This is a genomic window from Pseudomonas sp. URIL14HWK12:I5, assembly GCF_900176445.1.
GTDB lineage: Bacteria > Pseudomonadota > Gammaproteobacteria > Pseudomonadales > Pseudomonadaceae > Aquipseudomonas > Aquipseudomonas monteilii.
Genome location: NZ_FWXQ01000001.1, coordinates 157,821 through 181,594 on the forward strand (window position 1 = coordinate 157,821; position 23,774 = coordinate 181,594).

A 23,774-nucleotide genomic window follows, 5' to 3' on the forward strand; every position below is an offset into this window, starting at 1 on the left:
GATCTGCCCGAGGCGTGGGGGCTATTCTTGCTAGGCAGCGTAACACGACGAAGTCACTGACTTCAGTAGGTTCCGACAGTGTGACTGTAATTCCAGCTACCTGAGCTGAGTGGGTTGAGCCCGCCGTGCCACAGTGAGAAACGGGTTTCACTCGACCTTGAGGGCTTGTTTGACGCGTTTCTCCGCCTTACCGCCTGGCACCTCTGTGAAGCCAGCCTTGATGAGGTCCTCTCGTACTTCGCCTAAGCAATTGTCTGGAACGGCGAGCCAGAAAAGGTTTTTCGCTCTCGTCAGTGCCACATAGCCGATGCGGCCGTCCTCCGTCCCTGTGCCGCCCAGCATTGCGCGGATGTTGGCTTTGGTCGCGACGTAGAGCACGGCTCCTATGGATTCGCCTTTAACCTGGTGAACAGTTTCAACCCTCAAGCCATGTGGCTCCTGCTCACCGGCTTTGGCGCCATTGAGTGGGATGTCATTCAAGCGCTTTTTGGCCATCATGTTGCCGAAGGTGGCAATCGTTTTTAGCGAGAACTGTTGGTCAATTTTTGCGAGCAGTGAGCGCAGATTGCCCAAGAGCTTCGGATGCCACTCTGCGCTGGCTTGCAGCGACGAGGAGGGAAGCCCCGTCTCGGCATCTCGGACAAATGTCCACAATAATCGCCTGAGCATCAGCAGCCGCTCTTCGTGGGGCGAACTGTGTAGCGCAGAGCTGAGGCCATGCGGAGCATCGTCGATAAGGCTAACCACCGCGCTGCACACTAGGCGGAAAGCATCTCTTAACCGACCCTGTTGGTCACGGGCAAGTGAAGCCTCCGCGAACAGCTTCACCGTACCTTGTCCTGGAGCCGCTGGCTTCCCTGAAAGCTTTGCGGCTCGATCAGTTCCTCTGCTTAGTATGACTGAATCTGAAGACTCAATGCCCAACTCACTGAAGCGAGCTTTGAACGCCGTGATGAGATGGGGAATTCGGGTGCCCTTGTACCCAATAAAAAACGCACCGCCTTGGTCAGCTTCCCTGTCTGCCTCATCGTTGCGGCCGCAAAGCCGGTTGGCGATATCTATGATGGGGGGGAGGGAACGGTAGTTGCGGGTAAGCTTGTAGTCTTGCACTCCCGGGCGGTCGGCGTAGGTTTTAAGAAACGTGCCATCGGCGCCGGCGAAAGCGAAGATGCCTTGGTTAACGTCACCGATCAGCGAAACCTGGGCGCCCGCATTGATCAGCTGCTCAAGGATTGCCTGATGCATCGACCCCAGATCCTGCGATTCATCTACCAGAATCTGGGGGTAGCGAGTGACGAGCGCTCGCAGAATTGCAGGTTGTTGAATCAACGTTCGATAGACCCAATAGCGCCCCAGTTCATGGGTGTACGCACCAGTACTACCTAGCTTCTCTATAAGCGCTCTGGCCTTCGCGCGGTCAAGTTTTTCGACGCCAGCATGAGTTTCGACGAAAAAAAATGCTTTTCCAGCCTCTACGCCCACTTGCAGATCTTTCAGCGGGATAGGGCGCTCCTTCTCTTGCTCATTCCTCCAGTACTGGAAACTGTTTAAGAAGGGTTCTGATCCTGACACGAGATAGGCGGCTTGCTTGGCGCCCATGGAGCGGAAGGCATGGGGGCGTAGAACATGCTGGGTGAAGAAGCCATCCAATGTGTCCACTTCTACACGCTTACGATTAGCATCGTCTGGTAAACCTGAAGCGAGCTGCGCGTAACCTTTGTTGAAGGTGTTCACAGCGACATTGGAAAACGACAGCAGCAAGACTCGCCCGCGGTGATCTGCGAGCTTTTCTCGAATCGCGATGAGTCTGCGGATTGCCGTGGCAGTTTTTCCGCTACCGGCGCAAGCGGTAACGGCCATGGCCTGTAATGGCGCGTGGATCACTGCCTTTTGCTCATCGGACAATTTCATAGTTTGCCCGCTCCTTGGCAAACATGCTTGATCGCCTGCTCAAGGTACGCAGGAACTTTGCACCCAGGTGTCAGGGAAATCTGCTCGGCGAGCGCTTGACCGAAACGGCCTTTCTGAACGTTGCTACGGCTGTCCTTGCGCTCGAACATACCGCAGAACAGCGCCTTCGCTTTCGCAGTGTTGTCTGGTGCAGCGTCTACGATTTTACGCAGCGCCTTTGAGATATTCGGATGAAACTCAGCCAATGCTTTCAGCATTGCGTCTCGATTTTCCTCATGCAGAGCAAGGTCATACTCAAGGGTCTTAACGCCGTGGTGCACTTTTACATACTGGTCTTCGGACGCCTTCATCTTCAACGTGTTGCTCGATACCTGAATGGCTTCGCCTAGCCCAGGATAGACAGCCTTGCGCTTGACCTTTTTCTTCTTCCCGTCGCCATCACCAGCCCCCAAGTCGGCAGGCTCTTCGATTTCTTCTTCGTTCTGTGCGTCGGTCTCTTCAAGATAGGCCGCCTCTGCGAGTAGCTCCTCCGCGACCTCCGGGTCAGTCAGTTCTGCTCCCGCTAATTCAGCTATCTCTTCCTCTTCAAACGGGTCGGCATCTGTGACCACAGACACAGGTATACGCAGTCCTTTCTCACCGAACAGTGGGAGGAACGAGTCGAAGTTAAGACCCTCGACGCTGATGAGGCTGATGCCGTAATCCTTCAAATCGAAACCCAGCCGTTTCGCGAGAGCGTCCACCAACATGAGCTCGGCGGCGCCTTCGACAAAAATAACGCGACGGGCGAAAAACAGCTCTGCCCGGGTCACGTCCAGGTAGCGTTCGAGCTTCTCTCGCTTACCCTTTTCGAACTGGACATCGCGAGGGAAGAAAGTCTCCACCCCTGCATCGTTCTCGACCAAGCACACCAGGGACTGGAGCTTTGAATTGCTGGCGAAGTTTGGCGAGTGGCTGGTAACGAACAATTGCACAGGCTTTTCACCTTCATTCGTAGGAATGCCTGCCAGGTAGCTCAATAGCACGCGCTGCAGTTGGGGGTGCAGATGCGCTTCCGGCTCCTCGACAATCAAGCTTCGGTAAGCAGAATCTGGGTTTTTGGCCAGTTCGCTCAGCACCACGGCCATAAAAATCAGATTGTTGAAACCCAGGCCGTTCTGCTCTATTTCCATGGACTCTGCAGTCATGGACAGTCGAGCAGAAAGGCGCTGGAAATCTGTCGCACTGAGTCCCACTGCAAGCACCTGCGCCAACTGCTCACCCATCATGGCGCCGTGACGCGAAGAGATCGCGGCATGGGTACTTTTAATCGACTCATTCTGCTGCAACTGGTCATCCAGCTCTTTCAGTGCGGTGTTGATAGCCTCTCGGCCTTGGTCATCGGTCAGTAGGTGGAGCAAGCGAGCCAGCTGGCTGTTGCGGCTGGGGCGAAGTCCCTGAGCAGCATCCCGCAGAGGCTGAAGATAGACCCCACGCAGGTTTTCCATCATGTCCGAAGTAAGAGCAATGTCCTGGTGATCTCCGCACCATCGTTTAACCCTGAAGCGACCAGATTGATCGGCATCGGTGTAGCGGACGTGGATGTGCGCTTCCATAGAGTTGTCAGCTGAGGGTTTCAGGGCCGCGATAAAGTCAGCCTCGTCATCGTGGCTCAGATCTCTAAAAACAAAATGGAAGCTGATGTCGCCACCTGGTTCGCCCTGAAGGGGCCGGTGGCGATCGGCGATATCAAGACGTGGGTACGGCTCTTCATGCCCGGCCAGAAGCGTTCGCAGCGCGTCGACCACGGCGCTTTTTCCCACGTTGTTGGGCCCGACCAGAACGTTCAACCCGGGCTGAAATTTCAGTGTTGTGTCACGCAGCTTGCGGAAGTTTTTTATGGTGAGTTCAGCGAGGTACATGAAGATCTCCATCCTTGATTTACGGATGGAATCTCATTCGGAGTGGGATGTGCAATAGGGGTGTGGTCGAGCACTCGCCGAAAGAACGCGGAGCGCTTGAGGGCATCGAGCTTTAGATACAACGCAGATCACCGAGCAATCTATAAAAGTAATAAAAATCAGTAAGTTATGGTCATTTACAGGTTTTTTTGTCTGGATGCTGGCTCGATACCCAAGAGTCGCGGGCTGTGACAGGTTGGCGAAAGTGTCAGAAAGGTCCACAGCCTGCGTTCCGCAAAGCACTGAAAATACAGCCTTTATTGAGGAAAACTAAAGAGCCCTCCACACGGAGGGCTTTTTGTTCCTGTCAGATCTGCATTGCCATACCGTCCACATTCATCGCCGCCTGGCGCAATGCCTCGGAGCGGGTCGGGTGCGGGTGGCAGGTGAGGGCGATATCTTCCGCCGAGGCCGAGAACTCCATGGCCACGCAGAATTCGCCGATCATTTCGCTGACACTTGGGCCTACCAGGTGCACACCCAGCACCTCATCGGTTTCGGCATCGGCGATAACCTTGGCGAAGCCTTCGGTTTCGTGGTTGATCTTGGCGCGGCTGTTGGCGGTGAAGGGGAACTTGCCGACCTTGTAGGCACGGCCTTCAGCCTTGAGCTGCTCTTCGGTCTTGCCCACGGTGGCCAGCTCCGGGCGGGTGTAGATCACGCCCGGGATGAGGTTGTAGTTGACCTCGTGTGGCTTGCCGGCGATGCGCTCGATACAGGCCACCGCTTCGTCTTCGGCTTTATGTGCCAGCATCGGGCCGGAGGTGACGTCGCCAATCACCCAGACACCCGGCACGGATGTGCGGTGGTGTTCGTTGGCGAGCATGCCGCGCTTGTCGGTTTCCAGGCCTACGCTTTCCAGGTTCAGCCCTTTGGTATAAGGGCGGCGGCCGATAGCCACCAGCACATAGTCGGCCTGCAGTGATTCTGCCGTGCCACCGGCGGCAGGTTCCAGCACCAGGCTCACGCCGTCGGCACTGGCGGTGGCCTGGGTCACTTTGCTACCCAACTTGAACACCATGCCCTGCTTGGCCAGTGCCTTTTGCAGGGTCTTGGCGGTTTCCGTGTCGGTGCCCGGGCAAATACGGTCGAGGTATTCGATGACCGTGACCTGGCTTCCCAGGCGGCGCCAGACCGAACCCAGCTCAAGGCCGATCACACCGGCACCGATGACGACCAGGTGCTTGGGCACTTGGGGCAGGGACAGCGCACCGGTCGAATCGATGATGCGCTGGTTGTCGATGGTCACGCCCGGCAGCGGGGTGGGTTCGGAGCCGGTGGCAATGACAATGTCCTTGGCCTGCAGCGCAGTTTCGCTGCCGTCTTCGGCCTTGACCACAACCTTGCCAACGCCATCCAGGCGGCCCCAGCCCTTGATCCAGTCCACTTTGTTTTTGCGGAACAGATACTCAATGCCTTTGGTCAGCCCGGTTACGCTCTCGTCCTTCTGTTTCATCATCTGGGCGAGGTTGAGGGTGGGTTTTACTTCGATACCCAGGTGGGCGAACTCGTCGCCACTGGCAGCCTCGTACAGTTCGGAAGCGTGCAGCAACGCCTTGGACGGCATGCAGCCCACGTTCAGGCAGGTGCCGCCCAAGGTCGAGCGGCCTTCCACACAGGCAACGGTCAGGCCCAGCTGGCCGGCGCGGATGGCGGCGTTGTAGCCACCAGGGCCACCGCCGATGATCACCACGTCATAGGATTTCATGGGTTCAACTCCAGGATGAAGAAGCGCGAGAGGGGCACAAGGTTAAGCTGAGATGCTAGAATTGTATACAATCCTCTATGTGGATAAGATCAGTTGGTTCTAGACCATGGTCTCGTATAGGGGAAACCTTCCACGAATGAACTACTCTGATCCGGCGACGTTCGAAATATCAGGCGTCGTGGCCATATACGGACAGGAGGGTCGTTCATGCTTGCTCAACTTCCACCGGCACTGCAGAGTTTGCATCTGCCGCTGCGGCTGAAACTGTGGGACGGAAACCAGTTCGATCTGGGGCCGAGCCCGCAGGTCACGATCCTGGTCAAGGAGCCTCAGCTTATTGGCCAGTTGACCCACCCAAGCATGGAACAGCTGGGCACAGCATTCGTTGAAGGCAAGCTGGAACTGGAAGGCGATATCGGTGAAGCCATTCGTGTGTGCGATGAGCTGAGCGAAGCGCTGTTCACGGACGAAGATGAACAGCCGCCGGAACGCCGATCTCATGACAAGCGCACTGACGCCGAAGCCATCTCTTACCACTATGACGTATCCAACGCCTTCTACCAGTTGTGGCTGGATCAGGATATGGCCTATTCCTGTGCCTACTTCCGTGAACCGGACAACACGCTCGACCAGGCGCAGCAGGATAAATTCGATCACCTGTGCCGCAAGCTGCGGCTGAATGCCGGTGACTACCTGCTAGACGTTGGGTGTGGTTGGGGTGGGCTTGCGCGTTTTGCAGCACGCGAATATGACGCCAAGGTGTTCGGTATTACCCTGAGCAAGGAGCAGCTCAAGCTCGGCCGGCAGCGTGTCAAAGCCGAGGGCTTGACCGACAAAGTGGACCTGCAGATTCTCGATTACCGCGATTTGCCCCAAGATGGTCGCTTCGACAAAGTGGTCAGCGTGGGCATGTTCGAGCATGTCGGGCATGCCAACCTGGCGCTGTATTGCCAGAAACTGTTCGGTGCTGTCAGGGAAGGCGGGCTGGTGATGAACCACGGTATCACCGCCAAACACGTCGATGGCCGTCCGGTAGGGCGGGGTGCAGGTGAGTTCATCGACCGTTATGTATTCCCCCACGGTGAGCTCCCTCATTTGTCGATGATTAGCGCCAGTATCTGTGAAGCGGGGCTGGAGGTGGTAGACGTGGAAAGCCTGCGTCTGCACTACGCCAAGACCTTGCACCACTGGAGCGAAAACCTGGAGAACCAGTTGCACAAAGCCGCGGCGCTGGTGCCAGAAAAAACCCTGCGTATCTGGCGCCTCTACCTTGCAGGCTGTGCCTATGCGTTTGAGAAAGGCTGGATCAACCTGCACCAGATTTTGGCAGTGAAGCCTTATGCGGATGGCCACCACGATTTGCCATGGACGCGTGAGGACATGTATCGCTGAACCCCATTGCCGCCTCTGCAAGGGAGGCGGCCTTTCTCACAGAATGGGTGAAATCAGCCGCGCAATCCGCATCCCCAATTGCTGTAGCCGATGTGTATCGCGGCTGTCCTCCGCAGTAATCTCCCGCGCCTGTTCAAAGTCATTGATCAGCATGTGTTCGACCTGGTCGGCGAAGCTGCGGTCGACCGTTAGCAGGGTGATCTCGAAGTTCAGCCGGAACGAACGGTTGTCCAGGTTGGCACTGCCGATTGCGCTTACCTCATCATCTACCAGCACCACCTTCTGATGCAGGAAGCCCGGCTGGTAGCGGAACATGCGCACACCCGCGCGCACGGCTTCGAAGGCGAACAGGCTGGAGGCGGCATAGACGATGCGGTGGTCTGGCCGTGACGGGATCAGTACCCGCACATCGACACCCCGTAGTACCGCCAGGCGCAGTGCAGCAAAGACCGCTTCGTCCGGGATGAAGTAAGGGCTGGTGATCCATACCCGCCGGGTAGCGGAATGGATCGCCTCGAGGAAGAACAACGAGCAGGTTTCCTGCGGGTCGGCGGGGCCGCTGGCCAACGCCTGGCACAGCACGCCGTTATCCGGGTAGGCATCCGGCAGAATCAGCGGCGGTAGCTGGCGCGTGGCCCAATACCAATCCTCGGCGAACGACTCCTGCAGGCAGGCCAGCACCGGCCCGCTGATCTGCACATGGGTGTCGCGCCAGGGCGACAGCTGAGGATGCTCTCCGAGGTATTCGTCCCCCACGTTGTGGCCGCCGATAAAGCCGAGCAGGCCATCCACCACCACAATCTTGCGATGGTTACGGAAGTTCACCTGGAAGCGGTTGAACCAGCCGCGGCGGGTGGCGAAGGCATGGATCTGCACACCACCGTTGCGCAGTTGCTGGCTGTAGCTGGCCGGCAAGGCATGGCTGCCGACGCGGTCATACAGTACGAACACCTGTACCCCCTCGGCGGCCTTGCGCAACAGCAGTTGCTGCAGTGCCTTGCCGAGGGTGTCGTCATGAATGATGAAGAACTGCACCAGCACCACATCGCGTGCCTTTTCGATAGCCGCGAAGATGGCATCGAATGTGGCTTTGCCATTGACCAATAGCTTTACTTGGTTGTTCGCAAGGCAAGGCATGCGCCCCAGCTTGGGCATGGCGCGCAAGGCTGCGTAGCTTTCCGACTCGCGGGCGGTGAGAGCTTCTTCCACCCAAGGCCGCCAGTTTAGGTTGGCCATGGCCACGTGCATTTCCTGGTTCGCCTGGCGCCGGGCCTTGATGTAGGCATAGAACGAGCGGGCGCCGAAGATCAGGTAGGGGATCAAGGTGAGGTAAGGGATGAAGAACAGGGGCATGGCCCAGGCAATCGCGCCTTGGGCGGTGCGTACAGTGAACAGTGCGTGGAGCGCGGCGACGACACCCAACAGGTGGATAAGGCCGAGTAGGTAACCAAAAAAGTAGGGGCTGTGGTAATCCATATGCATCCTGCTTGCCGAGTACACTTGGGGTAACAGAACACGTTCCCGGCCCGCCTTGCAACCCGCAGGTGGATTTGGCGTCTAAGGCTCAGCCCGGCCCGTTTGGCCGGCTTTTCTCAGGAGCGTTCATCCATGAAGATTCGTCTGCCACTGTTGGCGTTGGCCCTAGGTATGAGCAGCCCGCTGGTGCATGCCCAGATGCTGCAGCCGGGTTTGTGGGAGCTGACCACCAGCAACATGCAGGTCGATGGCAAGCCGTTACCTGACATGGCGTTCATGCTCGGCCAGCTGAAAAACCTGCCGCCCGAGCAGCGTGCCATGATGGAAGGGGTGTTGGCCAAACAGGGGGTGACCGTTGGAGGAAATGGCGTGCGTTCGTGCCTGACGCCAGAGCAGGTGGCAACCAATGACATCCCGCTGCAAGACCCGAAATCCGGCTGCACTCAGAAGATCACCGACCGAACCGGTAATGTGTGGAAGTTCCAGTTCAGCTGCCCGAAGGCTCAGGGCAGTGGCCAGGCTACTTTCCTCAGTGATCGTGAATTCACCACCCAGGTCAGTGGTACGTTCAACGCTTCAGGGGTGCAGCAGCAAGGCAGCATGAACACCCGTGCGGTGTGGTTAGGCAATGACTGCGGCGCGGTTAAACCGCGCAGCTGATATTCCATTGCCACTGGCTGGTGGCAACCGCGTCGTGGGCATGCAGGCTTTCTGCATGTTCCACACGCAGCTTGAAAGCGGTACTCCATTCAACTTGCCGTAGTGCCTTGTGCAGGCGTCGGGCGGCGTCCTCACAGAACATCAAGTTTTGCCCGTTGGCCAAGGCGAAGGCTTGTTCATCTGCGCGCTTCACTGCTGTCTGCACCGCTGTACCCAAGCTCGCCTCTATACGATCGATCAGTTCGGTAATTGGCAGCACCTGCTGACTGCTGTGCAGGCGCACCTGAATCTGAGCCTTGCTTCGCTGGCTATGAGGTGTAGCTACAATTCCTTCGGCACTGCCAAGCCATTGCAGAACGGCAGATTTATCAACCTGCTGCTCGCTGAAGCTCGCCTGAAACTGTTGTTGAATCAGCTGCCTTGCAAGTGCTGCCGAGCAAGGGCAGGTCGAGGAGTAAGGCACGGAAACCGATAGTTCCACGTGGAACATTTCATTTTCGATTCGCGCATCGACGGTTACGGCATAGCTTTTCCAGCCTGCCAAGGGGCTGACCAACGCAGGTCTTTTCAGCAGATGCTCGAAGCTGATTCGCAAGTAGGCAGCGGAAGACAGACCGTCATGGCTGGACAGAAAATCTTCCAGGAGCTGCCTCATTGCCAGCGGTGTGAGTGGCTGGTGTTCCAATGACTCCAGTGCAAGGTAAAGCCGCGACATATGGATGCCGCGTGAACTGCCATCCACCAGGCTTACCCCTGCATCGACTTTGGCAGCTGCGGTACGCCCTTCGAACTGCACAGGCAGGGCAATTCCGCACATGCCAACCCAGCTCAACGGCAAGGTGTGCTTCTGGGTTTGTGCGGCGATATCGGGGAGCTTGAGCTGGGTCATTTGGCTTTCCAGATAAAAAGAGGCATCAACGGCAACCGCCAATCAAGCTGCAATGCAGGTTGAAGCGCTGCCCGCTGGAGCTGGATACGCGGTTCAAAGTGGTCCAGCCAACACGGCGGCTGTGGCCCACCCAGGCCTCACCATCGCTGGCCAGGCCGGTGAAAAAGGTCAACGTGCCGTAGCGGCTGTTGGTTTGTGCCCATAGTCGCCGGGTGGCGTGGTCGTAGCCGCGCAGGTAGAACGTACTGCCGTCGGTGCGCACGCTGTAGTAACTACCTTTGCTGTCCTGGCAGGCGAGCAGTGTGGCGCTTCGCGTACAAAGCGCCAGCGTACTGGCTTGTGGCATGGCCAACAGCACGTTGGGCACAGCGAGCAGCAGCAACGCCATGGCGCGTGACAGATACATGTTTTATCCCCGGTAAGCACTCGTCCGTCGAGAACGGCTTGGCGAAATTGTATTGTTACTTTATAACATTGTGCAATGCATCGTTTCGAATGCGTCCGCCTGAAGAGGTTCGCCATGCCCAATCGTCTCCCCGTCACCGTGCTGTCCGGCTTTCTTGGCGCCGGCAAGAGCACTTTGCTCAACCATGTATTGCGTAACCGTGAGAACCTGCGGGTCGCGGTTATCGTCAACGACATGAGTGAAATCAACATTGATGCCAGCGAGGTGCAGCGCAATGTGAGCCTCAACCGCGCTGAAGAGAAACTGGTCGAAATGAGCAACGGCTGCATCTGCTGCACATTGCGTGAAGACTTGCTTGAGGAGGTGGCGCGGCTGGCCGAAGAAGGGCGTTTCGATTATTTGCTGATCGAGTCTACTGGCATCTCGGAGCCACTGCCGGTGGCAGAGACATTCACCTTCCGTGACGAACAGGGCCGTAGCCTGTCCGATATGGCGCGCCTGGACACCATGGTTACGGTGGTCGATGGCTTGAACTTCTTGCGCGATTACCAGGCAGCAGACAGCCTGGCCAGCCGTGGCGAAACGTTGGGTGAAGAAGACGAGCGGTCGATCAGTGACCTGCTGATCGAACAGGTCGAGTTCGCCGATGTGCTGTTGCTGAGCAAGATCGACTTGATCAGCCAGCATGAGCGTGAAGAACTCATCGCCATCTTGCGCAGCCTCAATGCACGGGCGCAGATCGTGCCCATGGTCATGGGCCAGGTACCGCTGGCGCGTATCCTCGACACTGGCCTGTTCGACTTTGACCAGGCAGCCCAAGCGCCGGGCTGGCTGCGGGAGCTGCGTGGTGAGCATGTGCCGGAAACCGAAGAGTATGGAATCGCGGCCATGACCTGGCAGGCCCGACGTCCGCTTCATCCACAGCGCTTTTTCGACTTTATCCACACGCAATGGAGCAATGGGCGGCTTTTGCGTTCCAAAGGTTTTTTCTGGCTGGCCAGCAAGTACCAGGAAGCCGGTAGCTGGTCGCAGGCGGGCGGAATGATGCGCCACGGTCTGGCTGGCCGCTGGTGGCGTTTCGTGCCTCGCGAGCAATGGCCGCAGGATGTGGATAACACTGGCGCGATCTTGAAACACTGGACGGCTGAGACCGGTGATTGCCGCCAAGAGTTGGTGTTCATCGGGCAAAACATCGACTTCGAAAAATTATCCACAGCCCTTGATGCCTGCCTGTTGACGGACCAGGAAATGGATTTGGGCCACATGGGCTGGTTGCGTTTGCCCGACCCGTTCGGCCCATGGCACGAAGAGGTGGCAGCATGAACTTGGCACACCGGCCTGTGGATATCTTTCAGGTGTTCGGCGAAACCCCGCAAGTGCTGACAGAAGTACTGCAGGATGGTGTGAACCTGGCCGTTTGGCGCCGACGGTTGCCGGCGCAGCTGGAAGACTTTGCGGACCTGTTGATAAGTCTTGGTCAGCCCTTGGCTGATCAACGGGTAATCGATGTGGATGAGCAGCAAACACCGGTATTGCCCGACCTGATGCGTGAAGCGGCAGATTTACACGGCTACGAGGCGTTCGTTGCTGATGTGACCTGGCTGGTGGCGGCTTACACCTGCCTGGTTGGCGCTCGACGGGTTGGCTTGCGTCTGCGGGTACTGGCTGGCCCCATGTGCCCGCGTTTCCATGTGGATAACGTGCCGTTGCGGTTGCTCACCACTTACGTCGGCCCAGGCAGCGAGTGGTTGCGAGAGCAGGAAAGCCCGCGTGGGGAGTTACACACAGCCCAAGTTCCTGTGGGTAACATTCAGCATCTGCACGCTGGCGAAGTGGCCATACTTAAAGGTGAGAAGTGGCAAGGTAACGAAGGCGCAGGGCTGGTGCATCGTTCGCCTTCGGGCCAGCAGGGGCGTCTGTTGCTCAGCCTTGACTGGCTTGCCTGACAGCGCATAGTGAGGCATCGCCACCGCTTGAAGCCATGCCATGCTGCAGAACATACCCACCCACGTGATAGCCGGCCCGCTGGGGGCCGGCAAAACCACCCTGATCCGTCATCTGCTGGCTCAGCGCCCAGCCCATGAGCGTTGGGCTGTATTAATCAATGAGTTTGGCCTGGTAGGGCTGGATGCGGCCTTGCTCAGCCGTGACGAAGATGGCATCGCCATCGGGGAAGTCGCAGGCGGCTGCCTGTGCTGTGTCAATGGCATGCCGTTTCAGGTGGGCTTGGGTCGGTTACTGCGCAAATCCCGGCCTGATCGGCTGTTTATCGAACCTTCCGGGCTGGGTCACCCATTGCAGTTGCTTGCTCAGCTGCAACAGGCTCCTTGGGCCGGAGTGCTGACAATCAAGCCATTCCTGATGGTGGTGGATGCGCAATCCATAGCGCGTGACGAGCCGCTTCCAGAGGCTCAACAGCAGGCTTTCGATGTGTCTGAAAGCGTGGTTTTCAACAAATCAGAAGTTGTGGATGAAAAATGTAAGTTGTTGATAACTAATAAATTTAAAGACAAGAAAATCATCTGGGCCGTGCAGGGGAAAGTGCCATTCTCAAGCCTACCCGGCAGCCCTGAGCAGATTGTCGACAGCCCATTTGAGGAGGACCGGATTGTCGACAATCTTGAGAGTAGCCCAGGAATATTGTGGACAGACCCAGGTCAGCCTATCTGTCTTGCCCAGCAGGGGGAGGGTGGTTGGAGTATTGGCTGGCGCTGGCACCCGGGCCAACAGTTTTATCCACAGCGGGTACAGGCGTTCTTGCGCGCATGGCCCTGGCGTCGCGCCAAGGGTGTTATCCACAGCGTGGATGGCTGGCAATCATTCAATGGGCTGAGGGGAGACATGCCCGCCTGGCAGCCTAGCGACTGGCGCAGGGACTCCCGTATCGAGCTGATTTTCGATCAGCCGCAATCGCAACCCGCACTGCAAGCCGGGTTGAGCGAGTCCCGCGTCAGTTGATCAATTGCGCCAGCGGTTGTGCTCCTGGCGCCACTGCTGCATTTCGATGACGTTGTCGGTGCGCGGTGGTGTCTTGATTTCGAACGGATAGGGTGCGAGTTCGATCTGCACACTGTGGGCGCCGAACTGGGTCACCGTGCCGGGATGGCGCTGCTCGCCGGTAACGGTGAACTCGAAGGCGTAGATGCGCGCCAGGCGCTTGCGGCCGTTGGCATCGCGCACAAAGGCGATACGCTTGAGCGCGACGGCGTCGTCGAGCAATTCGAGGTCAAGCTTGGCGCAATGCTGTTTCACCCGTTCCAGGGCTTTTTCGCGCAACCCATGGTTGTGCCACAACCAGGCGCCTGCCGTGGCTACCAGCATCAGGACGAAGAGGTTCTCCAGGGTCAACATTTGCATATGCTCCAAACAGGTAGATCCAGCTTAACTGCGTCCCTGGCCTGTCGTACAGGTGGCAATCGAGTTCATACTGCGCTGCGCACAATCCTTGAAACAGCTTTGGAAACCTCCCGCATGAAACGTACCCCGCACCTGCTCGCCATTCAGTCCCATGTGGTGTTCGGCCACGCCGGCAACAGTGCCGCGGTATTTCCCATGCAGCGTATCGGGGTCAATGTCTGGCCGCTCAATACCGTGCAGTTCTCCAATCACACTCAGTATGGCCAGTGGGCCGGCGAAGTGCTTGCTCCGGCGCAAATTCCTGCGCTGGTGGAAGGCATTTCCAACATCGGCGAACTGGGTCACTGCGATGCGGTGCTTTCCGGCTACCTGGGCAGTGCCGAACAAGGGCGAGCGATACTGGCCGGCGTCGAGCGGATCAAGGCAGTAAATCCGAAAGCGTTGTATGTGTGCGACCCGGTCATGGGGCACCCTGAGAAGGGCTGCATCGTGCCGCCGGAAGTCAGCGAGTTCCTGCTTGAGGAGGCGGCCGCCCGCGCGGATATCCTGTGCCCGAACCAGCTGGAGCTGGACAGCTTCTGTGGGCGCCGTGCGCAGTCGCTGGAAGACTGCGTGAATATGGCGCGCAGCCTGCTGCAGCGGGGGCCGCAGGTGGTGGTGGTCAAGCACCTGGCTTATCCAGGGCGTGCGGAGGACCAGTTCGAGATGCTGCTGGTGACTGCCGAGCACAGCTGGCTCCTGCGCCGCCCGCTGCTGGCGTTTCCACGTCAGCCGGTGGGGGTGGGCGACCTGACCTCGGGCTTGTTTCTGGCCCGCGTGCTGCTCGGCGACAGCTGGGTACAGGCACTCGAGTTCACCGCGGCGGCGGTGCATGAAGTGCTGCTGGAAACCCAGGCCTGCGCCAGCTACGAACTGCAACTGGTGCGGGCCCAGGACCGCATCGCCCACCCGCGGGTGCGCTTCGAGGCGCAATTGCTGGCGCTTTAAATGGCGTCGGTCTTCAGGTCCTGGTAGCGCTTTTCCAGCTCCTGGCGGATCTGCCGGCGCTGCTGGCCCTGCAGGAAGCGGCGCTTTTCTTCACTGCTTTGCGGCTGGCGCGGCGGCACCGCTACCGGGCGACGGTTGTCGTCGACCGCGACCATGGTGAAGAAGCAACTGTTGGAGTGGCGTACCGAGCGCTCACGGATGTTCTCGGTCACCACTTTGATGCCAACCTCCATCGACGTGTTGCCGGTGTAGTTGACCGACGCCAGGAAGGTCACCAGTTCACCCACGTGTACGGGTTCACGGAAGATTACCTGGTCGACCGACAGCGTCACCACATAGCTGCCGGCATAACGGCTGGCGCACGCATAGGCCACTTCGTCGAGGTATTTGAGCAGGGTGCCGCCATGTACGTTGCCAGAAAAGTTGGCCATGTCCGGGGTCATCAGGACGGTCATGCTCAGCTGGGCGTTTCCAGGTTCCATAGTGTGCTCACGGTGAGGTTGCGCTGAATCGGGCGAATGGGGGGCGTTATCTGCTGACACTTCTGTTCCCCTCTTTTGAATTTGCCTTGCTGATACGGGACGTTGCCTGACGCCCCGCCGTCACGCTGATCATGCCATCAGCGGCGCTTTTCCAGCCGATCTGTTTCTGCATATTGCACCGGCTTTTTGCGGCGGGGTGCGATGTTAACCTGAGTACGCCCATGCAACATGGGCATTCCTGCATTCAATACAGTATGTACTTGCTGCTCGCTCGGGTTTGCCTTGGCAGAGGAGCGGTCTGCCCAGGCATCCAGAAAACGACGAGAAAAGGAGTATCACGCCATGCATGCCATCAGTTTCATCCAGGACCTGGCAGTCATCATGCTGGTCGCTGGCGTGGTCACCATTCTTTTTCATCGTCTCAAGCAGCCGGTGGTGCTGGGCTACATCGTCGCCGGCTTCATCATTGGCCCGCACACTCCGCCGTTCGGCCTGATCCATGATGAAGACACCATCAAGACCCTCGCCGAGCTGGGGGTGATCTTCCTGATGTTCTGCCTGGGCCTCGAGTTCAGCCTGCGCAAGCTGTTCAAGGTGGGCGCGACGGCGTTTATCGCGGCGTTCCTGGAAATCGTGCTGATGATATGGATCGGCTTCGAAATCGGCCGCTGGTTCGGCTGGAGCACCATGGATTCGCTATTCCTTGGCGCTATCCTGGCCATTTCTTCGACCACCATCATCGTCAAGGCGCTCAACGACCTGAAGATGAAGAACGAGCGTTTCGCCCAGCTGATCTTCGGTGTGCTGATTGTGGAAGACATCCTCGGTATCGGCATCATCGCCCTGCTGTCGGGCATCGCTGTCAGTGGCACGGTCAGCTCCGGTGAAGTGTTCTCCACCGTCGGCAAGCTGTCGCTTTTCATGATCGTTGCCTTGGTCATCGGCATCCTGCTGGTGCCACGGCTGCTGGCCTATGTGGCCAAGTTCGAAAGCAACGAGATGTTGCTGATTACCGTGCTGGGCCTGTGCTTTGGCTTCTGCCTGCTGGTGGTAAAGCTGGAATACAGCATGGTGCTGGGCGCCTTCCTGATTGGCGCAATCATGGCTGAATCGCGCCAGTTGCTGAAGATCGAACGCTTGATCGAGCCGGTACGCGATCTGTTCAGCGCCATCTTCTTCGTAGCGATTGGCTTGATGATCGACCCGCAGGTTCTGATCGACTACGCCTGGCCGATCGTGGTCATTACCTTGGCGGTGGTATTGGGCAAGATGCTGTCCTGTGGCTTGGGGGCGTTCATTGCCGGCAATGACGGGCGCACGTCATTGCGGGTGGGCATGGGGCTTTCGCAGATTGGCGAGTTCTCGTTCATCATCGCCGCGCTGGGCATGACCCTGCAGGTGACCAGCGATTTCCTGTACCCGGTAGCGGTCGCGGTATCGGCAATCACCACGCTGCTGACACCGTACCTGATTCGCGCGGCCGACCCCTTGTCGCAGAAGCTGGGCAATGTGGTGCCTGGCCGCCTGGCGCGGGTACTTTCCTTGTATGGCGAGTGGTTACGCAACATTCAGCCGCAGGGCGAGGGTGCCATGCTGGCGGCGATGATTCGGCGCATCCTGTTGCAGGTGGGGGTGAACCTGGCGCTGGTGATCGCCATTTTCTTCAGCGGTGGTTACTTCGCAGGGCGTATTGGCAACTGGCTCAGTGAGTGGGTCAGCGATGCCAGCCAACAGAAGGCGCTTATCTGGGGGGCGGCGTTGTTGCTGTCGCTGCCTTTCCTGATCGCGGCCTATCGCAAGCTCAAGGCACTGTCGATGCTGCTGGCAGAGATGGGCGTCAAGCCGGAAATGGCCGGGCGGCATACCCAGCGGGTGCGGCGAGTGATCGCCGAGGTGATCCCGCTATTGTCGCTGTTGGTGATTTTCCTGCTGCTGTCGGCGCTTTCGGCAAGCATTCTGCCAACCAGCGAGTTGCTGCTGGTGATTGCCGTGGTGGCTGCGGTGGTGGTGGCCTTGCTGTGGCGCTGGTTTATCCGCGTGCACACGCGCATGCAGATTGCCTTGCTGGAGACACTGGAGAACAGCCGCGAGAATTCACACTGAGGGTCAATGCTCCCTGCGCAAGATTTCACCGTCGTCCGAGGGGATGGAGCGGTAGCGATGTCGCCAGGCGCAGAAAGCCTGGCGATTTTAACTGCATTGATGGCGCTAGGCCATTATTTTTCCTGTGCCGGTGGCATTCCAGCAACGGCTGGAATCAGCTCTCCAGCCAGACATCCCGCGCCCAGTGCCACACCGACTCCCAGCTGTCTTCGCCGACAATTTCGTCTTCCGCCTCCCACAGCACCACGGTGCCGTCTTCTTCGACGCAATAGTAGTTGTCGCCGTCCTGGCACAGCGGAATCAGGTCGCGCGGCACGCCGGCATCCCAAGCGTTGGCGGCGACGTCGGGCAGGTAGGTATGCGACTGTGGATCGGTGACAGTCACCGGTTCCAGCGAGCCGTACACCACGTCACTGACAGTCAGTAGAAACTCTTTGAACACGAACGGAATGTTGATGAACAGCTCTTCTTCGATCTCGACCAACTGGTCCTCGTCGGGAAGCTCAAGGGGCACCGGTACTGGCTGGTTGGCTTCACGGAGTTGTTCGATCACTTCTTCCACGGTTCACTTCCTCTGACCTAGATGACAACGCTGCGCGTTATACCCTAGTAGGCCACTCTGGCAAAAGCAAAAACCCCAGGACAGCGCCTGGGGTTTTTTGTGCAGCCTGCAGCGGTTAGCCGTTTTGACGGATACCGGCAACCAGCCAAGGCTGGTTTTCGCCCTGGGCGCGAACCATGTGCCAGCTTTCGCTGAACACTTCGCCCTGGTCGAAGCGCGAGTTCTTAGACACGCCACGGAAGGTCAGGGTGGCATCGGTGCGATCGCTGCGATCGTCTACACCGTCCAGCTGCACTTCGAGGTTATCGATGTAGGTGGACTGGAAGCCATCACCCAGTTCAGCGCGTTCACGCTTGAGGAACTCGAGCATTTGCGGGGTGACGAATTCGGCGATCTTGTCCATCTCGTTGGCATCCCAGTGCTGCTGCAGCGACTGGAAGTGGTTACGGGCAGCAGCCAGGAAGCTTTGCTCGTTGAACCAGGCCGGGGCATTGATCACCGGGGCAGCAGGTGCGGCCGAACCACCGAAGATCGAAGGCTGGGCAGGCTGAGCGTGAGCCTCACGCTGCATTGGCGCATGGCCTGGCATGGCCATTTGCGGCTGCTGCTGGCGGCGGCGAGCGGCGATGAAACGGAACACCAGGAAGGCGATAAGCGCCACGATCAGGAAGTCCATGATCTGGAAGCCTTCGAAACCGTCACCCATGAACATGGATGCCAGCAGACCACCGGCGGCCAGGCCTGCCAGTGGGCCCAACCAGCGCGAAGCACCGCTGGCGGCCGGGGCCGCACGACCAGGTGCGGCGGCCGGCGCGGCGGCAGGCGTGGTTGGCGTAGCCTGACGGGTCTGGTGGATAGGCGCGGAGCCCGAGCTCTTGCCGCCGCCGAAACGCTTGGCGTTGGCGTCCAGGCTCAGCGTCAGGCCGACGCAGAGCGCCAGAGCGATGCTAAGAAAACGTTGCATAAGTGGGATATCCCCTGTTGTGGATTGCACGCGCGTCATGTTGCACAGGTTCCCGTGCACATGACCAGCGACAGAGTGTTTCGAGCTTTTGCCTGAATGTTACAAGGCTGCTACAGGGCTTCGAGCTTGGCATACCCCAGCATCAGCCACTTGCTGCCTTCGGCAAAGTTCACCTGTACCCGCGCCTGCGCGCCGGATCCCTCGAAGTTGAGGATCACGCCTTCCCCGAATACCGCATGTTGCACACGCTGGCCCAGGTTGAACGCGGTCTGCGGAATGCTGGCATTGGCGAACAAGTTGCTATTGGTCGCCGTCTTGACCCCACTGAACGGCCGGCTGACGCTGTTGGACAGCCGCACCTCCTGGACCAGGCCCGCCGGAATTTCACGTACGAAACGCGACACCTTGTTGTAGGTCTCGCTGCCATACAGGCGACGTGTTTCAGCGTAGGTCATGACCAGCTGGCGCATGGCGCGGGTAATTCCCACATAGGCCAGGCGGCGTTCCTCTTCGAGGCGGCCGGGTTCTTCCAGGCTCATCTTGTGCGGGAACAGGCCTTCTTCCATGCCCACCAGGAACACGTAGGGGAACTCCAGGCCCTTGGCGCTGTGCAGGGTCATCAGCTGGATGCTGTCTTCGTGCTCGTCGGCCTGGGCATCGCCGGCTTCGAGCGAGGCATGGCCGAGGAAGGCCGATAAGGGCGAAAGGTCGGCGTCTTCGTCGGTGGATTCGAAGTTGCGCGCCGCACTGACCAGTTCCTCAAGGTTTTCTACCCGTGCCTGGCCCTTTTCACCTTTTTCTTCCTGGTGATAGATGATCAGCCCGGATTGCTCGATGGTGGTCTGGGTCATGGTATGCAGCGGCATGTCCACGACCTTGGCGGCCAACCCCTCGATCAGCTCGATGAAAGCCCCCAGCGCACTGGCGGCGCGGCCTTTGAGGGCCTTGGCGGCGAGCAGCTGGCACATGGCGTCCCACATCGATGCCTGGCTGTGGCGGGCATGCTCGCGGATGGCTTCGACGGTTTTTTCGCCAATGCCGCGTGGCGGTACGTTGATTACCCGCTCCAGGGCAGCATCGTTGCCGCGCCCTTCGATCAGCCGCAGGTAAGCCATGGCGTTCTTGATTTCGGCACGTTCGAAGAAGCGCTGGCCGCCATAGATACGGTAGGGAATACGCTCGCGCAGCAGGGCTTCTTCCAGCACGCGCGACTGGGCGTTGGAGCGGTACAGGATGGCGATTTCGTTGCGCGCATTGCCCTGCTTGACCAGGCTCTCGATGGTTTCCACCACGTAGCGCGCTTCGTCGTGCTCGTTGTAGGCCGCGTACAGGGTCAGCGGTTCGCCTTCGCCCATGTCGGTCCACAGCTCTTTACCCAGGCGATCGCTGTTGTTGGCAATCAGGGCGTTGGCCGCCTTGAGGATGCCGCCGGTAGAGCGGTAGTTCTGCTCCAGGCGGATCATTTCGGCGTCGGGGAAGTCGGCGGTGTACTGGTGAATGTTTTCGATCTTGGCACCGCGCCAGCCGTAGATCGACTGGTCGTCATCACCCACCGCCATCAGGCTGGCACCCCCGCGCGCCAGCAGGCGCAGCCAGGCGTACTGCACGGCGTTGGTGTCCTGGAACTCGTCTACCAGCACATGCTGGAAGCGCCGCTGGTAGTGCTCAAGCAGGCCCGGGTGGTCGCGCCACAGGTCCAGGGCACGCAGTAACAGTTCGGAGAAATCGATGACCCCGGCACGCTCACACGCCTGTTCATAGGCGGTATAGACGTCACGCATGGTCGCCAGGAACAGGTCGCCACCGGCCTGGATATGCTGCGGGCGCAGGCCTTCGTCCTTCTGCCCGTTGATGAACCACTGTGCCTGGCGTGCCGGCCATTTCTGTTCATCCAGGCCCAGCTCGCGCATCACCCGCTTGATCAGGCGCTGCTGGTCGTCACTGTCGAGAATCTGGAAGTTCTGCACCAGCCGCGCTTCCTGCCAGTGGGCCCGCAGCAAGCGATGGGCCAGGCCGTGGAAGGTCCCTACCCACATGCCCGCCGGGTTGATCCCCAGCAGTTGTTCGATTCGCTGGCGCATTTCTGCTGCAGCCTTGTTGGTGAAGGTCACCGACAGAATCGAGTGCGGCGATGCCTGCTCCACCTGGATCAGCCAGGCGATGCGGTGCACCAGCACGCGGGTTTTACCGGAACCGGCGCCGGCAAGCACCAGTTGACGCCCAAGCGTGGCCGCTACGGCCTGGCGTTGGGCATCGTTGAGGGAATTCAGCAGGAGGGAGAGGTCGTCTGTGTGCATCGGGCCATTCTAGGGCGCGGCAGGAAATGGGGCAAACCTCCACTGTATAAATATTCACCTTGGCGCATGGCCGTTCATCGACCCGATGACAGTGGGTCAGCCCTGCCAGTGCCTGCCATGACGCGCCAGCAGGCTGTTGGCTTGCTCTGGCCCGTTACTGCCCGCCGGGTAAGGGCGTGGCGCCTGAAAGTGCTCTTCGCAACCCCTGATGATCGGGTCGGTCCAGGCCCAGGCTGCTTCCACTTCATCGCGGCGCATGAACAGCGTCGAGTCGCCCTCCAGTACATCCAGCAGCAGGCGTTCGTAGGCTTCCCAGCGGCGGGTCTGGCTGAACACCTGGGCCAGGTTCAGGTCCAGGTCCACCGGTTCCAGGCGCATGCCCTTGCCCGGGCTTTTGGTCATCATGCGCAGGCTGATGCGTTCCTCCGGTTGCAACTGGATCAGCAACTGGTTGACCTGGCCACCGTTGAATAGCTCGTGGGGTACCGGTTTGAACTGAATGACGATCTGCGACGAGCGCCGTGCCATGCGCTTGCCGGTGCGCAGATAGAATGGCACGCCCGCCCAGCGCCAATTGTCGATGTGCGCTTCGATGGCGATGAAGGTTTCGGTATCGCTGTCGTTGTCGACATCCTTTTCGAAGTAGTAGGCCGGTACTTCCTGGCCGCCGATGTGCCCGGCGCCATACTGGCCGCGCACGGTCTTGTCCTGCACATCCTGGCCGGTGATCGGCTTGAGGGCGCGCAGGATCTTCACTTTTTCGTCGCGTACCGCTTCGGCCTCGAACTGGGCGGGGGGCTCCATGGCCACCAGGCACAGCAGCTGCAGCAGGTGGTTCTGCAGCATGTCGCGGATTGCCCCGGCGCGGTCGTAGTAGGCGCCCCGGTTCTCTACACCCAGCGTCTCGCAAACACTGATCTGTACGTGGTCGACCTGATTGTTGCGCCACACCGGCTCCAGCAGGGCATTGGCGAAGCGCAGGGCCATCAGGTTCTGCACGGTTTCCTTGCCCAGGTAGTGGTCGATCCGGAATACCTGGTTTTCCTCCAGCACTGCGCCAATCGCTTCGTTGATGGCGGTAGCCGATTCCAGCGAGTGGCCGATCGGCTTTTCCAGCACGATGCGCGCTTCGGCGTCGGCCAGGCCGGCGTTATGCAAGTGCTTGGCAATCGGTACGAACAGGTTGGGGGCGGTGGCCAGGTAGAAGATGCGCGTCAAGCCGCCGGGCTCGCCCAGGTAGCGCGCCAGGCGGCCAAAGTCGGCGCTTTGCGAAGCATCCATGGCGAAATAGTCGATCCGCGCGGAAAACCGCTGCCAGACCTCTTCTTCGAAGTCGTTGCGGGCGATCTGTGCCCGGCAATGGCGTTCGGCGAGCTTGAGATAATCGTTACGTGGCAAGTTGCGGCGCGCCAGCGCGATGATCCGCACGGCAGGGTCAAGACGGGCCTCGCGAAACAGGTGGTAGAGCGCCGGAAGCAACTTGTGCAGGGCCAGATCGCCGGTGCCGCCGAAGACCAGAATGTCGCAAGGAATAGTCAAACCGCCACTCTCCACGTTCGTTTAACTGGGCGGGTTGGCGTCCATGTAGTATAACTACAAGAAAGCTACAACCCGGCCAGCCGATCATAACCGAGTCCAGCCTGTGAATCTGTTGCAACATATCGCCCAATCGCGCCACCTGCTGCGCAAATCGGAACTCAAAGTGGCCGACCACGTGCTGCTCGACCCGGCTGCCGTCATGCACAGTTCCATGGCCGACCTGGCACACAGCGTGGGTATCAGCGAACCGACCATCGTGCGGTTCTGCCGGGCTATCGGTTGCTCGGGCTTTCAGGACCTCAAGCTGAAGCTGGCGCAGAGCCTGGCAGCGGGGGCCAGTTTCGGGCAGTTCGCCATTCATGAAGACGACTCGGTTGCCGACTACAGCCTGAAGATCTTCGACACCACCCTGCATACCCTGATGGAAGTGCGTGAGCACCTCGACCCGCAGGCGCTGCAGCAGGCGGTGAGTGCCATGGCCCAGGCGCAACGCGTGGAGTTCTATGGCTTTGGCGCGTCCGGTGCGGTGGCGGCCGATGCCCAGCACAAGTTCTTCCGCCTGTTGCTCAGCGCCGCCGCGTATTCCGACCCGCACATGCAGGCGATGTCGGCGGTTACCCTGAAACCGGGTGATGTGGCGGTGTGCATTTCCCAGTCGGGCCGCTCCAAGGACTTGCTGATCACCGCCAACCTGGTGCGTGAGAGCGGTGCCAACCTGATTACCCTGTGCCCCAGCCAGACACCTCTTGCCGAGTTGTCGACGGTCAACCTGGCGATCGACGTGCATGAAGACACCGAAATCTACACGCCGCTGACCTCGCGTATCGCTCACCTGGTGGTGATCGACGTGTTGGCCATGGGCGTGGCGATGGCGCGTGGGCCGAGCCTGGTCAACCACCTGAAAAGCGTTAAACGCAGCTTGCGCAGCCTGCGTTTGTCGCCCAAGTCGATCAAGGCTACAGACGACTGATCTGCATTGCCTGTACTGGCCCTGTCGCCGGCACAGGCAGTAAAAATTCATTGTTTTGTCACCATTCCACCGCCAAACCGTAAACCATCCAGGCCAGTCTGAAACTCCCGCATCCTATCTGGGAGACAGGC

General features: G+C 59.2%; 20 protein-coding genes. 8 read left to right on the plus strand and 12 right to left on the minus strand.

The genetic code is table 11. The features are described 5' to 3' along the window. Positions 1 to 147: 147 nt before the first annotated feature. From B9A31_RS00785 to lpdA, 3 genes are all read right to left on the minus strand, one after another. Positions 148 to 1,911, minus strand: coding sequence for a UvrD-helicase domain-containing protein (locus tag B9A31_RS00785; protein ID WP_084296598.1), 1,764 nt, complete (start codon positions 1,909 to 1,911; stop codon positions 148 to 150). Beyond that, complete coding sequence (locus B9A31_RS00790) at positions 1,908 to 3,812, minus strand: ATP-dependent nuclease (RefSeq protein WP_084296694.1); 1,905 nt, start codon at positions 3,810 to 3,812, stop codon at positions 1,908 to 1,910. Before B9A31_RS00790 ends, B9A31_RS00785 begins: the two co-directional genes overlap by 4 nt. A gap of 346 nt (positions 3,813 to 4,158) precedes the next feature. After that, positions 4,159 to 5,559 carry a dihydrolipoyl dehydrogenase gene (gene lpdA / locus B9A31_RS00795; RefSeq protein WP_016712764.1) on the minus strand — a complete coding sequence of 467 codons (1,401 nt, stop codon included), beginning with the start codon at positions 5,557 to 5,559 and terminating at the stop codon, positions 4,159 to 4,161. Positions 5,560 to 5,766: 207 nt separating this feature from the next. Here lpdA and cfaB point away from each other — a divergent pair, with 207 nt between their 5' ends. Then, positions 5,767 to 6,951, plus strand: a complete 1,185-nt coding sequence (gene cfaB, locus B9A31_RS00800; RefSeq protein WP_019099173.1) for a C17 cyclopropane fatty acid synthase CfaB — start codon at positions 5,767 to 5,769, stop codon at positions 6,949 to 6,951. 36 nt (positions 6,952 to 6,987) lie between these two features. Here cfaB and cls read toward each other — a convergent pair whose 3' ends face one another. Then, positions 6,988 to 8,427: a cardiolipin synthase gene (gene cls / locus B9A31_RS00805; protein ID WP_084296599.1), complete on the minus strand. Its 1,440-nt coding sequence runs from the start codon at positions 8,425 to 8,427 to the stop codon at positions 6,988 to 6,990. A gap of 132 nt (positions 8,428 to 8,559) precedes the next feature. Here cls and B9A31_RS00810 point away from each other — a divergent pair, with 132 nt between their 5' ends. Then, positions 8,560 to 9,087: a DUF3617 domain-containing protein gene (locus B9A31_RS00810; RefSeq protein WP_016712761.1), complete on the plus strand. Its 528-nt coding sequence runs from the start codon at positions 8,560 to 8,562 to the stop codon at positions 9,085 to 9,087. Here the strand turns inward: B9A31_RS00810 and folE2 are convergent. Both folE2 and B9A31_RS00820 read right to left on the minus strand, forming a co-directional pair. Then, positions 9,071 to 9,976 carry a GTP cyclohydrolase FolE2 gene (gene folE2, locus B9A31_RS00815; protein WP_019099171.1) on the minus strand — a complete coding sequence of 302 codons (906 nt, stop codon included), beginning with the start codon at positions 9,974 to 9,976 and terminating at the stop codon, positions 9,071 to 9,073. The two genes, B9A31_RS00810 and folE2, sit on opposite strands and share 17 nt — an antisense overlap. Before the next feature lie 25 nt (positions 9,977 to 10,001). Continuing rightward, positions 10,002 to 10,382 carry a hypothetical protein gene (locus B9A31_RS00820; RefSeq protein ID WP_019099170.1) on the minus strand — a complete coding sequence of 127 codons (381 nt, stop codon included), beginning with the start codon at positions 10,380 to 10,382 and terminating at the stop codon, positions 10,002 to 10,004. Between the two features lie 114 nt (positions 10,383 to 10,496). Here B9A31_RS00820 and zigA point away from each other — a divergent pair, with 114 nt between their 5' ends. The 3 genes from zigA to B9A31_RS00835 are packed head-to-tail and all read left to right on the plus strand — an operon-like array spanning position 10,497 to position 13,340. Then, entirely contained in the window at positions 10,497 to 11,705 is a 1,209-nt protein-coding gene (zigA, locus tag B9A31_RS00825) for a zinc metallochaperone GTPase ZigA (RefSeq protein WP_019099169.1), read from the plus strand. Then, positions 11,702 to 12,328 carry a DUF1826 domain-containing protein gene (locus tag B9A31_RS00830; protein WP_019099168.1) on the plus strand — a complete coding sequence of 209 codons (627 nt, stop codon included), beginning with the start codon at positions 11,702 to 11,704 and terminating at the stop codon, positions 12,326 to 12,328. Before zigA ends, B9A31_RS00830 begins: the two co-directional genes overlap by 4 nt. Positions 12,329 to 12,368: 40 nt before the next feature. After that, entirely contained in the window at positions 12,369 to 13,340 is a 972-nt protein-coding gene (locus tag B9A31_RS00835; RefSeq protein ID WP_027614804.1) for a CobW family GTP-binding protein, read from the plus strand. Here the strand turns inward: B9A31_RS00835 and B9A31_RS00840 are convergent, their stop codons facing one another. Further along, positions 13,341 to 13,733, minus strand: coding sequence for a DUF3301 domain-containing protein (locus tag B9A31_RS00840; protein WP_016712755.1), 393 nt, complete (start codon positions 13,731 to 13,733; stop codon positions 13,341 to 13,343). Positions 13,734 to 13,853: 120 nt separating this feature from the next. Here B9A31_RS00840 and pdxY point away from each other — a divergent pair, with 120 nt between their 5' ends. Further along, positions 13,854 to 14,726, plus strand: coding sequence for a pyridoxal kinase PdxY (gene pdxY / locus B9A31_RS00845; protein ID WP_019099166.1), 873 nt, complete (start codon positions 13,854 to 13,856; stop codon positions 14,724 to 14,726). On the opposite strand, the gene B9A31_RS00850 is transcribed toward pdxY, so the two are convergent. Next, positions 14,723 to 15,208: an acyl-CoA thioesterase gene (locus tag B9A31_RS00850; protein WP_016712753.1), complete on the minus strand. Its 486-nt coding sequence runs from the start codon at positions 15,206 to 15,208 to the stop codon at positions 14,723 to 14,725. The two genes, pdxY and B9A31_RS00850, sit on opposite strands and share 4 nt — an antisense overlap. A 342-nt stretch (positions 15,209 to 15,550) precedes the next feature. On the opposite strand from B9A31_RS00850, the gene B9A31_RS00855 reads away from it, so the two are divergent. Continuing rightward, positions 15,551 to 17,311, plus strand: a complete 1,761-nt coding sequence (locus B9A31_RS00855) for a cation:proton antiporter (protein WP_019099165.1) — start codon at positions 15,551 to 15,553, stop codon at positions 17,309 to 17,311. 154 nt (positions 17,312 to 17,465) lie between these two features. On the opposite strand, the gene B9A31_RS00860 is transcribed toward B9A31_RS00855, so the two are convergent. The 4 genes from B9A31_RS00860 to zwf form a co-directional block, all read right to left on the minus strand. Then, complete coding sequence (locus tag B9A31_RS00860) at positions 17,466 to 17,873, minus strand: SMI1/KNR4 family protein (protein ID WP_019099164.1); 408 nt, start codon at positions 17,871 to 17,873, stop codon at positions 17,466 to 17,468. A gap of 115 nt (positions 17,874 to 17,988) precedes the next feature. After that, positions 17,989 to 18,837 carry a Tim44 domain-containing protein gene (locus tag B9A31_RS00865; RefSeq protein WP_084296600.1) on the minus strand — a complete coding sequence of 283 codons (849 nt, stop codon included), beginning with the start codon at positions 18,835 to 18,837 and terminating at the stop codon, positions 17,989 to 17,991. Between the two features lie 110 nt (positions 18,838 to 18,947). Beyond that, a complete protein-coding gene (uvrD, locus tag B9A31_RS00870; protein WP_019098444.1) occupies positions 18,948 to 21,134 on the minus strand; it encodes a DNA helicase II in 2,187 nt (728 codons plus the stop codon). A 96-nt stretch (positions 21,135 to 21,230) separates the two neighbouring features. Next, the gene (zwf, locus tag B9A31_RS00875) at positions 21,231 to 22,673 is read right to left on the minus strand and encodes a glucose-6-phosphate dehydrogenase (protein ID WP_019098445.1); all 1,443 of its coding nucleotides are present in this window, start codon (positions 22,671 to 22,673) and stop codon (positions 21,231 to 21,233) included. 103 nt (positions 22,674 to 22,776) lie between these two features. Between zwf and hexR the strand changes: the two genes are divergently transcribed. Next, positions 22,777 to 23,643, plus strand: coding sequence for a transcriptional regulator HexR (gene hexR, locus B9A31_RS00880; RefSeq protein WP_003253273.1), 867 nt, complete (start codon positions 22,777 to 22,779; stop codon positions 23,641 to 23,643). Positions 23,644 to 23,774 lie beyond the last annotated feature (131 nt).